Annotated in this window: 11 protein-coding genes; 9 read left to right on the top strand and 2 right to left on the bottom strand. The window is 41.2% G+C overall.

Annotation, left to right across the window (positions count from 1 at the left end; all coding sequences use genetic code 11):
• The first annotated feature begins 175 nt into the window (after window positions 1–175).
• The 8 genes from AC2TF5_RS24620 to AC2TF5_RS24585 all read left to right on the top strand — a co-directional run bounded on the left by AC2TF5_RS24620 (window position 176) and on the right by AC2TF5_RS24585 (window position 10,739).
• On the top strand, window positions 176–832 hold the full coding sequence (locus AC2TF5_RS24620; RefSeq protein WP_491299723.1) for a response regulator transcription factor: 657 nt from the start codon (window positions 176–178) through the stop codon (window positions 830–832).
• A 4-nt stretch (window positions 833–836) separates the two neighbouring features.
• A complete protein-coding gene (locus AC2TF5_RS24615; protein ID WP_491299722.1) occupies window positions 837–2,270 on the top strand; it encodes a HAMP domain-containing sensor histidine kinase in 1,434 nt (477 codons plus the stop codon).
• Window positions 2,267–3,058 (top strand): hypothetical protein, encoded by a 792-nt coding sequence (locus AC2TF5_RS24610; RefSeq protein WP_491299721.1) that lies wholly within the window; start codon window positions 2,267–2,269, stop codon window positions 3,056–3,058. Before AC2TF5_RS24615 ends, AC2TF5_RS24610 begins: the two co-directional genes overlap by 4 nt.
• A gap of 207 nt (window positions 3,059–3,265) precedes the next feature.
• A complete protein-coding gene (locus AC2TF5_RS24605) occupies window positions 3,266–4,723 on the top strand; it encodes an ABC transporter substrate-binding protein (protein ID WP_491299720.1) in 1,458 nt (485 codons plus the stop codon).
• 106 nt (window positions 4,724–4,829) lie between these two features.
• A complete protein-coding gene (locus AC2TF5_RS24600; protein WP_491302988.1) occupies window positions 4,830–5,696 on the top strand; it encodes a carbohydrate ABC transporter permease in 867 nt (288 codons plus the stop codon).
• 68 nt (window positions 5,697–5,764) lie between these two features.
• Window positions 5,765–6,583: a carbohydrate ABC transporter permease gene (locus AC2TF5_RS24595; protein WP_491302987.1), complete on the top strand. Its 819-nt coding sequence runs from the start codon at window positions 5,765–5,767 to the stop codon at window positions 6,581–6,583.
• Between the two features lie 21 nt (window positions 6,584–6,604).
• On the top strand, window positions 6,605–7,741 hold the full coding sequence (locus AC2TF5_RS24590) for an efflux RND transporter periplasmic adaptor subunit (RefSeq protein WP_491299719.1): 1,137 nt from the start codon (window positions 6,605–6,607) through the stop codon (window positions 7,739–7,741).
• A 67-nt stretch (window positions 7,742–7,808) separates the two neighbouring features.
• Window positions 7,809–10,739 (top strand): hypothetical protein, encoded by a 2,931-nt coding sequence (locus AC2TF5_RS24585; RefSeq protein ID WP_491299718.1) that lies wholly within the window; start codon window positions 7,809–7,811, stop codon window positions 10,737–10,739.
• Window positions 10,740–10,797: 58 nt separating this feature from the next.
• Here the strand turns inward: AC2TF5_RS24585 and AC2TF5_RS24580 are convergent, their stop codons facing one another.
• Both AC2TF5_RS24580 and AC2TF5_RS24575 read right to left on the bottom strand, forming a co-directional pair.
• Window positions 10,798–12,498: a sensor histidine kinase gene (locus AC2TF5_RS24580; protein ID WP_491299717.1), complete on the bottom strand. Its 1,701-nt coding sequence runs from the start codon at window positions 12,496–12,498 to the stop codon at window positions 10,798–10,800.
• A complete protein-coding gene (locus AC2TF5_RS24575; RefSeq protein ID WP_491299716.1) occupies window positions 12,495–14,027 on the bottom strand; it encodes a response regulator transcription factor in 1,533 nt (510 codons plus the stop codon). The genes AC2TF5_RS24580 and AC2TF5_RS24575 overlap by 4 nt, the downstream gene beginning before the upstream one ends.
• A gap of 256 nt (window positions 14,028–14,283) precedes the next feature.
• Between AC2TF5_RS24575 and AC2TF5_RS24570 the strand changes: the two genes are divergently transcribed.
• Window positions 14,284–15,993, top strand: coding sequence for a type 2 periplasmic-binding domain-containing protein (locus tag AC2TF5_RS24570; RefSeq protein WP_491299715.1), 1,710 nt, complete (start codon window positions 14,284–14,286; stop codon window positions 15,991–15,993).
• Window positions 15,994–15,995: the final 2 nt, after the last annotated feature.

The following is a 15,995-nucleotide window of genomic DNA, read 5'->3' as shown; positions in this document are numbered from 1 at the left end:
GTTTATTTCTGAATTAAATTCATATTTTCGTACAAAAAGACGAAAGTGAAGCTAGAGAAGACAAGTGTAGTGTATAGCTTCTATGGCCGCTTTCCTGTCTAGTTGCAATTTTAATGCGGCTTCGTTATCGTAGCATTAAGATAGTGACTATTATTCGTGTTAGGAGATTCAGAGGATGAGCAAAAAGATTTTGATTGTTGAAGACGACGTTCATATATCCAAAATCATTAAAATGAATCTCAATATCGTGAGCTACGAAACGATGGAGGTTTACGATGGCGAAGCTGCGCTTGAGCTAGTGCAACAGGAAAAGTTCGATCTCATTTTGCTGGATGTCATGATACCGAAACTGGACGGCTTTGAACTTATGGAACGAATTAAGCCGTACAATATTCCGGTTATTTTTTTGACGGCAAAAAACTCGGTCTACGATAAAGTAAATGGATTAAAGCTCGGGGCAGACGATTATATGGTGAAGCCGTTCGAAGCGATTGAATTGCTTGCTAGAATAGAAACGGTATTACGAAGATATGGTAAAGAAGAACATGTACTGGCATTCAAAAATGTGATTGTTGATTTAGACAAGCGGGAAGTAACAAAACAGAATGCAATTGTGGAGCTAACGCCCAAGGAATATGATTTGCTTGTCGTGCTGATGAAAAACAAAAACATCGCGTTATCTAGAGAGCAATTTATCGATAAAGTATGGGGCGGAGATTATTACGGCGAAACAAGAACAGTGGATATGCATATAAAAACGCTGCGCAAAAAGCTAGATCTGCAAGATCATATTAAAACGATTTATAAGCTTGGCTATCGGTTGGAGGATTGAGAGGATGAAATTTTGGCAAAAAATTTACGTCTTCTCTATTCTAGGATTCGTTATTGTTTTCAATGCTGCTTCCATTATGGTCATCGAGCGGAGCCATACTCGAATGCTCCAAGGGGAGATTAACAGTGCGCTAAGCCAAAATATGAGTATTCATTCCACCGTCGATGCGGTTGTGCCGATTTTCCGTATTTATGATTCGATTGATTATGAGAAAACAGTGTTGACGAGAATTTCCAATGAATTTGTAAGCAAAAATCCGGGTGCTTATTTGGATATCCGAGATGAGGAAGGCCGAGAAATCTTTAGCAATATTGATTTTCAAATGCCGTCAAAACGCTCGGAGTTAGATGGGGGGAGTGTCGATCAAATCAACTATGTACTGCGGGATATCGATGATCGAACCATTTTGTTTACATCCAATATTACGGACATTAACGGGAAGAGTTATCTATTTACTTACATGATGGACGTTACACCCGTATATCAAGACCGTGTAGAACAATATCAATTTTTTATAAAAGTGGATGTGGCGGCTTGTATCGTTTTTATGATATTTATGTTTTTTGTTAGTCGTAGACTGACGAGATCGATTGAACAGTTAAGCCGGACGGCTCAAGTTATTGCGAAGGGTAATTTCTCAGAACGTGTTCATCTGAATTCAAAAGATGAAGTAGGTATAATGGCTCACAACTTTAACGTTATGGCTGGCGTAGTCGAGGACAAAATTACCCATCTAGAGCGGAATAATGAACAAAAGCAACGATTTATAAACCATTTTACGCATGAATTAAAGACGCCGCTTACCTCTATTATCGCCTATTCTAATTTTATGAGGACGACGAAATATAACGAAGAATTGTTTCTGGAAGGTCTGAATGTTATTTATTCAGAGGGAAAACGCTTAGAGTCGCTGTCCTTAAAGCTGATGAACTTGATTATGATGCAGGGCGACAATTTTCAGTTGGAGCGGCACGATTTGGGATCGATCATTGTAGAGATGCAGTCTACGCTTACTATGATGGCTCAGGAAAAGCGAGTGAAAATCATCTTCGAATGCGAGCACGGTGAGCTTCAATTGGAGCAGGGTTTGATCAAAGTGTTAATCTTTAATTTAATGGATAATGCGATCAAAGCCTCTGACGAGGAAGGGACTATCATACTTCGCACAATATGGCACGATGGAAGTTGTATCCTTGAAGTCATTGATCAAGGGATTGGGATTGCTATGGAGCATCAGAATAACATATTTGAACCATTCTACATGGTGGATAAAACTCGAACAAGAAGCCGGGATGGGGCTGGGCTCGGTCTTTCAATATGCCAAAGCATTGCGAGTGTTCATAACGCCGTTATTACGGTAAAGAGTACCGAAGGCGAGGGAACAACAGTCGAGGTTTTGTTCGCTCCTATCCATACACAGGGAGGAATGGAGAAATGAACAAGCTTAATGTTGTTATGTTAAGTATAGTATTCATGATACTTATGACAGGATGCGGGGGCGTGTTTGATCAGATTCCGAAAGACACCGTAATGGTAAAGAAAATCTCGAAGGAAGAGAACGCGAATGAAATGGAATATGAAGGCGTGCTCTCTCAAGATGCTGTAAAGACACTTAGTCTAAATGCGGTTAATACGTATTTTGGCGAAAATATAGGGATGGAAGAGCTCGAGTATGAGCTATTGTTTATTGATCAGAACATATTTAAGGATTTGCTTAGAGAAGCGGAATCCGGGGTCATTTCTAGCGTAGAACCCAGAGTCATCTCTAGCGCAGAATCCGCAGTCATTCCTAGACCGGTAGAAATACCGCAAGTAAAACGGCGCTATCAAGCGGATTTAGAGCCGATTTCTAGTGGATTGTATTATGCAACGCTAACCAAGCGGGCTGACCCACAGGAAGGTTATGAAATTGTACTGAATGCCAAGGATGGGGATATCATAAAAGTTTTAAAGGGAAGGATCGTCCGGGGTTTTCCTAGCTATAGCGAGGAAGATTTGGCTAAAGTTATCGAGTTAGCCAGTCCTTTTATTGAAAAGAGGGGAAGCTACTCGTTGTCCGATCTGTCGTTTAATAACGCTATAACCAGATGGGGCAATGTTACGGAGCTATATTATACGAGCAAGGACGGTAATGAGTTGAAATATAGTGTTATGGTTGATGTGAGGACCCAAAAAGTTGTCGGCTTTAATAAGGATGTTATGGCGCTCATTAGCTACTATACGTAGCATTAAATATGAAGTTAAACAGAGCAATTTATTATATCTATATCTGAAAGCTAATCGCCAACGCGATTAGCTTTTTGTCATTTTTAGGCAAATATTTTTTACAACTTCAATACAACTCCATCTAACTTATCATATATCTCCTCCCTATACTGATAGAGTGAAGCTGTGGAACGAAGAATCAGCATGAACGAGAAAGGGAGAACAAACGTGAAAAAATCTATCGTTATTTTAATGGCAATTATTATGGTTATCGTTACTGCGTGTAGCAACCCGAGTAATGGTAACGTGGGAGAAACAAATACATCTACAGAGGGAAAAGGGAACACTTCGGCAGGGAAAGAAGGAAGTGGGACAACGCCGTCTAAGGATGGGAAGGATGGCAAGAAGAACAACACGGAGAAAAAAACGATCGTCATTTCTACCTTTTATCACGGGGATTTCTTCTTAGAAGCAAAGAAGAGATATGAAGCAAAGTACCCTCATATTACAATCGATGTTCAATATGTTGAATCTACGGATGCAGATTCTGAGGCTAAGCTGGAAAAGCACGAGAAAACGATAGGAACGGCAATGTTATCGGGTAAAGGACCTGATCTGATTGAGATGGATCAGTTGCCAACCGAGAGCTACGTAAACAAGAAGCTGCTAGTTAATTTGGGCACTATGATGGATCAGGACGACACTTTTAATAGGGACGACTATTTCAATAATATATTTGAAGGAATCAAAGTAAATGGTGGATTATACGGAATGCCAATGGGCTTTTTCGTTTACGGGCTTATTGGCAATGAAACGATGATCGAGAAGAGTGGCGTAAAAGTCGACGACAGTAATTGGAACTGGAGCCAATTTGCCAACAAAACGAAGGAAATTAGCAAGACTGTGAACGGTGGAGCATCGGGGCTAGCTGTAGGTGGATCTGCAGGTATAATTACAGCGGATTTTAAAATTAGTAAATTTGTTAGTGAATTTGTTAACGATCAGTATGCAACGTTTGTAGATCAAGAAAGCGGGAAAGCAAATTTTGAATCCACTGCTTTTATCGATTTGCTTAAGGAAGTAAAACGTTTAGTGGATGAGAAAGTTATTGATCCAGCAGCGAGTAATGTTATTTTTCGAGAAACTCAAATTAACTCCCCCGGCGACTATGTACGTGCGCTGAAGCAGAGTCAATTTTACCCGAATAACTCTGATTTCAAGTCTAAGCTTTACTTAAGACCGAATGGAAGCGGACAGGAAGCAGGGGGTTATTTTAGAACATATCGAACGGTAGGCCTTAACGCGAAGTCTGAAGTTAAGGAAGAGGCGTGGCACTTCTTGAAATTTATGATGTCTGAAGAGATGAAGGATGCAGTAAGCAGTTCGGGATTTCCATTAAATAAAAAGTCCTACGCATTGATTGCCGAAAAGGCATTGGTTAAAAGGAAAGTAGAGTCTGATCAGCCGATCGGACCGTTAAAAGGAGTCATATATGACATTACAAAAGAGGACATCGACGACCTGGAAAAGTTTCTGGTCAACGCGAAGTATCCCGTACAATTCAAGGAATCTAAAATCAATGAAATCATAACAGAAGAGTCCCACGCTTATTTCACTGGGCAAAAATCGCCCGAAGCGGTGGCAGGGCTTATTCAAAACAGGGTGACCACTGTATTAAACGAATAGGAAAGCAAATAGGGATGGGCCCTGAACAGTTGGTACAGGGTTCATTCTCTCTTTCGGAAATGGTGAAGGAGGTATAAAGGTGAAAGGCAATCTTTTCTGGAGAAAAATGAGGGGTAAGCTTCGTCAAGACTGGACCGTTGCAGCTCTGTTTCTGGCACCAAGCCTGATCGGTTTTTCAATCTTTTATCTCGTTCCGTTCGGCATGGGATTTCTTTATTCGTTCCAGGATAGTACGGTCGATGGTTCATTTGTTGGATTTGATAATTACGATGCATTGCTTGCAAGTTCTTCTTTCCGCAAGGCAGCAACGAATACGTTTCTGTTCACAAGTGTGAGCGTGCCCCTCATGATCGTGTTGTCTTTGTTGCTTGCTCAGTTGTTAAACAAAAGGTTATTTCTTCGGAATTGGCTGCAAACTGCTTTTGTATTGCCACTTGTCGTACCAGTAGCATCTATCGTTATGATCTGGCAAATGCTATTTGACTGGAATGGCACCTTAAATGCATGGTTGCAGAACTTCAATCTGGAGCGGATTGATTGGATGAAATCGGAGTGGTCAATTGGTGTGCTGGCAATCGTATATACGTGGAAAAATATTGGCTACAACATCATTTTATTTCTAGCTGGGCTACAGAGCATTCCCAAAGACTACTATGAAACGGCAGATATCGAAGGAGCGAGCAGTTTTCATAAATGGTTCCATATTACACTTGTTTATTTGACTCCGACGATGGTTTTTGTTTTTCTGATTTCTATTATTAATTCATTCAAAGTGTTTCGCGAAACGTATCTGATTGCAGGCGATTATCCACATGACCGTATTTATATGTTGCAACATTATATGAACAACATGTTTCTTTCTCTCGATGTTCAGAAACTGACTGCTGCTGCTGTGTTAATGGTATGCTGCATTCTTATTTTTGTAATGATGATGTTAGCTGTCGAACGTCGTTTTAGGGATTCCATGGAATAGGCAAGGTGGTGGGAAAAGTGACTTTCATTCATAAGCTTACTCTATCGTTAATTATAGGTGTGCTGGCTATGATGATGCTGTTACCGATTGTGATCACAGTCGTGAGCTCATTCATGACGGAGGCCGAAATCGAATATAACTATCATCTTATTGGCCAATTGATCAATATTGAAGCAGGGGAAAAGGACGGATTTATTAATGTAAAGCTGCTTCCTGATTGGGTATCTTTCCGTCAATATGCGGAGGTGCTGGTTCACAAACCTGTGTTCCTCCATATGTTATGGAATTCTGTGCTTATGGTCGTACCTATTATTGCTTTGCAAGTGCTGGTTGCGTCATTAGCTGCCTATGCGTTTGCAAAGCTCAGATTTCCGGGACGAGACAAGTTGTTCCTTCTATATGTTTTAACTATGCTTATGCCATTTCAAGTGACACTCGTGCCCAATTATATCATTGCCGATAAGCTGGGGCTTATGAATACAACCTCAGCAATTATATTGCCGGGTATATTCAGTGCTTTCGGTGTATTTATGCTCAGACAGTTCGTGATGCATATTCCTAATTCTTATATCGAAGCGGCCAAAATAGATGGGGCGAGGCATTTGAGAATTTTTTATCAAATTATTGTCCCGCTTGTTCAGCCCGGTATTGCTGCGCTCGTCGTTCTACTATTCGTTGATAATTGGAATATGGTCGAGCAGCCGCTTATTTTTCTTGAGGATGCATTTAAACAACCGTTGTCGCTGTATTTGTCGCACATTAATAAAGATGCAAGGGGCGTCGCCTTTGCTGCATCTGTTTTATATATGACTCCGATGGTGCTGTTGTATTTGTACGCTGAGTCTTATTTTGTACAGGGCATTCAGCTATCAGGGGTTAAAGGCTAGTCTATTTACGGGGGGATATGAATGGAAATGCAACCTGCCAGTGAAACGGTATCTGGACGCAAAAGGAGAATTCGCATCTTCTTTAGCTTATTTGTGTTGCTACTCGTTGCATTTACGTTGTTCAGTAATACTCTAATGGCGTTAACGTTGCCTAAGGTTGTAGTTACAACACCGGGAAGAGGGGAGTTAAATCATACTTTTCAAGGTATGGGAATTGTGAAGTGGCGAGAGGAAGCAGCTTTAACGGGCGCTGCGGGAGGCAAAGTTGAGAAGGTCCATGCCATGGAAGGCGAACCTGTTAAGAAAGGAGCAATACTTGTTGTTTACAACCAACAGACTACCCAGCGTCAGATAGAGGATGAGCAGGCGCGATTGAGCCAGTTAAAGCTTACGCTAGAGGAGCAGCAAAATAGTTATAAGGAAGCTTCGATAAGCGACGATGAGAAAGCAATTGTAAAAGCTAAACACGATATGAAGATGATCCAAGTAGATATCGATGTCCAAGGACGGAAAGTTCAGAGACTGCAGAAGGATTTGCAAGAAAATAGCAAATTGATTGCACCTTTTGACGGGATCGTTACGAAGGTTAATGCAGTTGAGGGGCTTGAGTCAAACGGGGAAGAACCCGATGTCATTATCGCCAATTCGAACCTTGGTTTTGAGTTTGAGTTTACGGCTCCTGCTTCATTAATTGCTGATTTGGAAAAAGGAGCAAAGCTGTTTGTTCGAATAGGAGGTAGTAATACCAGACAAGTAGAGGGGAGAATCGAGGCTATTAAAGATACTGAACCGCTTAGTGAACCAGGAAAAGGTGAAAACACAACGATTTATAAAGCGATGAAGCAACTAGTTATCGCTCTTGAAGATAAAGACTTGAAGGGTGGGGAGCAGGCTGAAACTCAGTTAATCAAAACGATGAGTGATGCCATGATTGTTCCCAATGATGCAATCCACAAAGAGGGGGACAAATCGTACGTATTAAGCGTTGAGGAAAGAAATGGGCCGCTTGGAAACAGTTTTTTTGTTAGACAAACCTACATTACGATCATTGATTCGAATGAAGCCCAATCGGCAGTAGATGGTTTAATGGAGCATCAACCGATCATTTCTAATAGCAGTGATCCGCTGCAAGAAGGCGATAAGATTCGATTGCACTAGCAAACTGATCCAGAACCAGGCAACCACCAATTTAAACGAATAGGAAAACGAACAGGGAGGTACATTTATGAACAGGCCAAAAAAGACATGTGTGGCAATGGTGCTCAGCGCCGCGGTGTTGAGTCAATTTGTTGCCGTTGACGTGTACGGGGCTTCCGCAGCAGATTCGTCACTTTCCAAATTTGCAGCAGCCGCGTCTAGCCTGACACTGGATAAACTGGGCTCGGTTACATTGAAGCAGAGCGTAAATGTGAAGCTGACGGGTATGGATATTTTTGCTCAGCCTGACGGGAATATACTAGTATACACGCTTCGTTACAGTAACAGTAGTGGCAGTAGATTAGATCTGATCGATTATTTCTCTAAGGTTTCCACGCCAAGTGGCGCAATCGTAAAAGGAAAAGTAGTTACGAGTGATGCTGGTAAAAGGACGGTGCCTGCGAACAGCAGCCTATCTATGACGTACTATGTGAACATTGGACAATCTGCACAGGTTCACGGATTTAAGGTTTCCATGTTTGGATGGGATTTTGACAGTGCCAATTATGAGAAAAAGTTGGGGGGATTTACGATTCCGGCTCAGTATTCAACTGTAGTTCCTGTAGGCAAGAGCAAGAAGATCACGATGAATCATCTTCCTGTTACGGCCAAGGCGGATACTATGCAGAGCTATAAAATCAATGGAAAAGTGTATATAAAATTGGGACTCAGGCTCTCGAATGGGGGGACAAAAGTACTTAGCGATCCAGGATATAAAGCATATCTGAAGTCGGCTGGCGGCTCGGTGTTTGAGCTCATCCCCGATTCGGCCAGCACGAGCTTCAAGTTGCAACCTCAGGAGAGCAAAATGATCTATTATTGGACGGAGATTCCTTCCACGATGAAAACGAATGGTATGACACTGCAGCTCGCCCAAGAAGACGAAGCTTTGAAAATAAACCTTCCGCTGCAATCGTTCAAGCTTCCTGCGGCAGCTTCGGATATGGCCGTGGCTAAAGGCAAAAGTGAAAAAATGATGATGAAACAGCAGCCTGTTACGGTCAAAACGGAAAGTTTGCAACGAATGAAACATAGTGGGAAAGTGTATTTGAGGGTCGGGGTCAATCTCGCAAACGGAGGAACGAAGGTACTAAGCGATCCTGGATATAAAGTACATCTGAAGTCAGCCGGCGGCTCGGTATTCGACCTTGCGCCTGAGGATGATACAGGGAACAGCTTCAAGATTCAGCCCGGACAGAAGAGGACGATTTATTATCTAGCAGAGGTTCCGCCCAATCTTAAAACAGACAATATGACGCTGCAATTCACGCAGGAAGAGGAAGCTTTGAAAATGACGCTCCCGGTAAAAACCTTCAAACTACCCGCTGTTACCGCGGATGTGCCTGTGGCTGAATATGCCATCAAAAAAATATCTGTTAACCATCATACGATTGAAACGCAGTTGAAAAATGCTTCCGTATTTGCTGAGAACGATACCGGTAAATGGAGCCTTCAGTTCCGTGTTAAAAATCTCGGTGAAAAATCAGTGAAGCTGCCGGTTTATGAGCTTTCCATTCAAACAGCTGAAGGCTATAGCATACCGGTGAATGCGAAGGCGCTCGACAATGTTACGCTGAAGCCGCTAGAGGAGAAACTCATTGATCTCAGTGCAGATGTGCCACTACATATGAAACAGAATATGCTGCAACTGCAATTAACTGAGCCTGCTGTGGAAGGAAAGATCAGCTTCCCGGCAGCCCGTTATAAAATTCCTTATGCTCAGGAAGGCAAAAGCCATTTGGGCTTAGAGAATATTATCGAGAACGATCATGGAACATTCGGCGTAAAACTGAACTCATATCAGCGGCTGCCTTGGGGAGATGGGGATCAAATTGTAGCCCGAATCAGCATTCGTAATACGAAGATGTCGACCGTGCAGCTGCCTGAGCTCAAAGCTGCAGTTAAGGCAGGAATGCGCGACCTCAGCAGTACAGCTCAAATCGTGGTACCGAATGAGCAAACGACTCTGGCGCCTAATGAAACCGTAGAGCTATATGTACTTGCCAATGTACCGTATTCCTATAATTTCAATCAATTACGAATTGAGCTTCAGGAAATTTCAGGAGAGGACGTCACAAGGTTTCTGTCGCTAAATACCCGTGCGCTCAACAATGTGATGAACCAGGTTGCTGCAGGTGACTCTTATCGCATCCATACACCGGGCAAGAAAGCAGAAGTCCGTGAACGCATGACTACCGTTTACCATGACAGCAGCTCCAATCTGATTTACACGGAACTGGAGATGGCCAGTCAGGAAACACGTCAATCCAAGCAGGCGCAGTTGGTTGCTTACTATAAATCACCGGAAAACGAGTATTTTGAGGCAGAGGTTAGTCAATCGTCCAACAAAACAAGCCCGAATGGAAAAAATCTGGTTACGGTCTGGAGCAAGCTTCCGCTGAACGTGAATACGTCTCAGCTTGCACTGTATGTCGGCGAAGGTGTAAGCAACGGAAAGCTGACAGATTTGGGGGAAGAATCAACGGCAGCTATTGGATCTATCAATACCGTGGGATTATCACTTAGCCCTAGAGCGATACAACCAGCAACGAATCTGCGAAATGTGGAATTGTTTCCGTACAATCTCTCCATTACGAGAGGAGAAGCTACGCTTAGCGAAGGGAAAAATATGCTCGATACCGTTTTTCATTATAACCTCACCAGGAATGGCGATTACGAGACAGGCTCTTATGAACACAAGCTCATCATGGAGCTTATTGATCCAACCGGACAATCCACGGAGAAGACTTTAACATTCGGCACCGATTTGACTACGGGGAACAATAAATCATACTCCATTACATTGAATAGAAACTTCAGTAAAAATGTAAGTGGAGGAGCGGTTCGCATTAATCTGTATGATGAGTTGCAGGGGCGGAGAATGCTGCTTGGAAGTCAGTCGTATCCAATTATTTATGAAGAGAGCCCAAGCGAAAGAACTGACAGGGCGAGCGATTAAGGTATCAGCGACGCACATATATCTGTTAGAGGAGAACAACCCTGAAGATATTTATATCTTACAGGGTTGTTTTTTCCATAGGAATCCTCAACGTCACCTGAGTCCCAACTTCAACAATACTATTTATAGTTAATCCATACTCTTGTCCATACATCAACTTGGCTCGGTCATGTACATTTTTGAGTCCATAGCCTTTAGATTTAGTTAGTAATAAATGAGGGAGTCGCTCTTGCGGAATTCCGATCCCATTGTCATTAACCTGAAAAACAATGCACTGATCTTCCCGTTTTCCTGAAACGCAGATTTTCCCGCCACCTTCTTCTCTGTTTTCAATCCCGTGAATAATGGCATTTTCAATCAGAGGTTGAAGCATTAAGTTAGGCATGTGGCAAGAAAGAATCTCATCATCGATTTGGTATTCCACATCAAAGCTATTGCTGTGCATAATGAGCTGAATACTCATGTAGGATTGTATATTAAGAATTTCGTCCGAGACTAAGATCATATTGTCGCCCTTATTGAGGGTGGTTCGATAAAACGTGGACAACAGCTGAGCCATTTCACTAATATCTGTCGCACGGATCCGAATGGCCCGCCAATTGATAAGAGAGAGGGAGTTGTAAAGGAAATGGGGATTGATCTGAGCCTGGAGAGCCTTCATTTCATACTCTTTACGTGCTATTTCCTCAACATACACTTTTTTAATAAGAACTTTGGTTTCTTCCACCATATTACCAAAACCTCTGATCAAGTCTCCGATTTCATCTTTAGAATCACTTGAGACCGTAACCTCTAATACGCCTTTCCCAACTTGTTTCATATTTTTATGTAGATGATCAATTCGGGACATCATTTTTCTCGCAAAAAAATTGCCTGTCACAGCTACGACGATAATACAGGCTATCATAATCAGCACAATCGTCACAATAATCAACCAAGCAGAGTCCGTAATGAGATTTATAGGCTTATATAAAAACACGTTCCACCCAGAGATTGGAATCGTAGATTGCAAAACCGTGTATTTCTTTCCATCCCAACTCAACTCATCAATTGCTTTGTTATTGGAATATTCCTTGAGTCCTTCCGATGAATAGACAAAATTTCCGTTTGGGTCCGTTACGAGGATCTTTGCTCCATTGGATTGTAAGGACTCAAAGGGTTTAAACAGGGAAGCATAGTCTACTTGTGTAAACAAAATATTATCTTTTGGATCTTTTTGTTTTGTGTTAAAAATGCGCCCAACGCTGAAAATCGTATTTTCATCAAAAAACCAAAGGATATCCGTTGTTTTCATGACTTGCGGGTACCAATAAGTATTTGTGATCTCTTCAATAGGTATGACTGTGTTTCCATGTTTAGGTAGATTGGTTCCTGTATACAGAGTAATTTGTTCGATATCTGTATTCAAAAAACGGGCTGTGAAAAAATTCTGATCAATGACATTTTTTAACTGATCATACATGTCATAAGCACTGTCATACGTGTAACTAGCGGCATTAATGATTTCCTGATTAAAGCTCAAAAAGTTAATTAATTTATTATAAGTATTCAGTTGATTGTTTACAGATTGAACACTTTGATTCAGATTCGCATTCATATCAGCTTCTGACTGCTTCAACAAGAGAGACTTGGTTTCATAAAAACAAAATCCTCCCAAAACAATAACAGGAATCAAGCTGATTAGCAGAAAAGCAAGCTTGATTTTAGTTTGAAATTTTAGATCGCGAATGCGTTGTTTTTGCGCTTGCCATACTCTCATACTCTTTCTCCTGTTACAATAAATTGCCGGAATTTTTCGGGAGTACGCCCATAAAAATCTCTGTAGTTTTGGCAAAAATAGGATACATCTCGATATCCAACTGCGCTGGATATATCTGAAACTTTGAGATGAGTACTTGTTAACAATTCCTTCGCCTTCTGCATTCGTACGTTTTTAATGAATTTGTTCAAACCACAACCCATATTCTTCTTGAAAATAGAACTGAGGTAATGGGGTGATAAATATACTTTGGCAGCAAGAGAATCCAGACTCAGATCGTCAGCAAAGTGGTCTTCGATATATTTTTTGATGTAAGCAATATCTCGATTAAAAGAGGATTCGGAGTCGGTATATTCCTCCTCAAGCCGCAAGACGTACTCATTAATAATTTTTTTTATATCTCTGATATCTTCAGCTCTGCAAATTTTCTCAATTCCGTGATTTAGCTCCATTTCGGAAATATCCATATGGTGAGTTACAATTTCTTGATAGAGATTAGAAAACATATACTTCACATACAGTTGAGAAAACTGCACTTGTTTTTCATATTTTTGATAAAGAATTTCTGTGTTTGCCTTAAGACCGAATATATCCCGGTTTTTAATATTCGTCCGAATAGTATCCAGAATAGCGCTATCAGATAATTCAGTTTCATTGGAATAATAAAAGTTGTCGTCATTTTCCTCAAATACAAAAAGGTCTGGTGAGAAAAATCTGTACTCCATCAGCTGCTCTAATTGGTTTAGTCCTGCAGCCAAATCTCCAATAGCTGTGGGTCTCTCGTTAACTGCTACATAGCAGATCAAATTAAATGTATCTAGAATGCTTTCATGAATGAATCCTGCTATTTCACGATAGGAAAAGCGAGAAGGCATCTTAGCTTCGGAAAATAGTAGTAGACTTTGATGTCCATTCAAATTTATATAATCAGCCGGTGTGCCCAATAGAGAAAGGACGAAACTTTCGAACTCCGGTCCGACATGTTCAAAGAAGTTTTTTTCAAATTCAAGCAGCAGCATTCTATGGTAACAATCCGGCAGATCCAATGAAACCCCCTTCAAAGAAGGCGGTTCTCCAACGCCGTTAACTAGAGTGAACAGTACATGTTTTTTGACATAGGTTTGTTTCATATTCGTTGCTTCGTCTACTTGTTTTTGTTCCGTTATTTCATGGATGACTTTTTCCATTGTATCTTGAAATGCGTCCACATTGATTGGCTTGAGAAGGTAGTCAGATACGCCCAGGGAGATGGCGGTTTTAGCATATTCAAATTCTGCGAAACCACTAAATAGGATCACCTTCAAATGGGGTTGAAGCTTTAGTGCCTCTTTGGTAAGCTGTAATCCGTCCATAAGTGGCATTCGAACATCGGTAAACAAAATATCGACAGACTGATGGCGCAAAAATTCGAGCGCTTTTTTTCCGTTTTCAGAAAATTCAACTTTAAGAGGAAATCCAAGTTCTTGTATAAGAAAAGCGATGCCTTCTCTTTCTTCCTGTTGATCATCTGCAATTAAAATGGTTAGCATTCATATCCTCTTTTCAAACGATATTAATCATAGTTTATTATAAGCCTTTTCAAAACGAATGAAATAGAAGGAGCTGTCATTGTTAAACTGAGTAAAAAATTTGTGTAAAGCGCAAATTATTCATATATACGAACGCGAAGTAAAAACATTAGAATTAGAGACGTATAAAAGTGTAATAGGGTATCCATTTTGAGACAAGCCGGCGTTTTGAAATCGTTACCACTAAATAGTAAATCACTTAAAGGGGAATTTTGTTATGTCTAAACTAAGAAAGTCTAGCTTTATTGCATTAGCATTTCTCTTGGTTCTTGCTACGGTTGGTTGTTCAAAAACTGACAACGCACCTGCAGAAGAGTCCGCTATTGATATGAATGACCCGGCGTGGAAGGAAGCCAAGACAACTCCTTTTGCTCCTTATCCTGAAACCGTTACCTATACCGTAGGTCAAACGGCAGGCAATTATACTTCGCTTAAAGGTACGCCATATGAGAGCGACAATGCTATAAACAATGTATGGACAAGATACCTCAAGAACAAACTTAACGTGCAAAATGAGATTGCATTTGAGGCAAATGACGGTACAGATTATCAGCAAAAAGTTTCGATGGCCATCGTAAGTGGTGAGATTCCAGATATTATGGTCGTTCCTGATCGTGAAACATTGGTGCAACTTTACGAAAATGATCTAATTGAGGACCTTACATCTGCATATGAAAACACAGCTAGTGACCGAATCAAGGAAATCTATGATTCTTATGATGGCCGTGTTCTGGATACTGCAAAGTTTGATGATAAGCTGATGGCGCTGCCAACCACTGAAATTTCTCATGGTCCAGGTATCCTGTGGTTGCGCAAAGACTGGATGGATAAATTAGAGCTTTCAGAACCTAAAACAATGGAAGATATCGAACATATTTTGACCCAATTTGTAGAAAAAGATCCGGGTGGAAATGGAGCTGGAAAGACGATTGGTCTTGTTGTTGATAATGAACAACCTGTCGGAATTTCTGGTGGACAATATGAAATCAATAACATATTCGCATTATATGGGGCATTCCCGAAACAATGGATTGATGATGGAAGTGGAAAAGCAGTGTACGGTTCCATACAGCCTGAAATGAAGCCTGCCCTTGCCAAAGTAGCGGACATGTATAAAAAAGGGCTCATTGATCGTCAGTTTGCTGTCCGTACTGGTGATGACCGTAAGGCGCTGCTTACTAGCGGAAAAAGCGGCTCGTTCTTGGACAACTGGTGGGGTAGTTGGACAGTGGCTGATTCTCTCAAGCTAAATCCTGATGCAGAGTGGGTTCCTTACGTTGCTCCACAATCGGAGGACGGTTCGGTAACGATGTTCACCGGAAAACCTACCAGCAGTTATCTGGTTGTTCGCAAAGGGTTCAGTCATCCTGAAGCCGCTATTAAAATCGCTAGCCTTCAGTTCGACTTTCAGCGGTATCAGGAAAAGGACGAAACCACTTTAAAGGAATTTGAGGATTACAGCACTTATAGTGTTGGTGGATCTCCGCTTGCAGTCAACATTGACTATTATGATGCATTTTACCGCAATGTTGGAATTTTGGAAGACGCATTAACAACAGGCGATGATAGCAAATTAACAAGCAATTCGGATAAAACTTCTTATAAAGCATACAAAAAATATTTGGATGATTCCAAGAATGGAAATGCAGTAGATTCCAACGGATGGGCAGGGTATACATCGAATATTGCTACAGCTAAATTGGTCCAAAACTCCAATATCAAAGAAGTGAATCCAATTTTCTTCGGAAGTACGAAGTCCATGTCTTTGAAATGGCCTACGTTAATGAAAATGGAGCTTGAAATGTATCTGAAGATTATTACTGGAGAGCAGACTCCTGATGATTTCGATAAATTTGTCGATAGTTGGAAGAAAACAGGCGGCGATTTAATTACGGAGGAAGTTAACGAAGCGATTGCCTCGAAATGATG

This window comes from Paenibacillus sp. JNUCC 34 (assembly GCF_058269055.1).
Note: the sequence above shows the minus strand (reverse complement) of the source record. Positions and strands in the feature narration are given on the sequence as shown.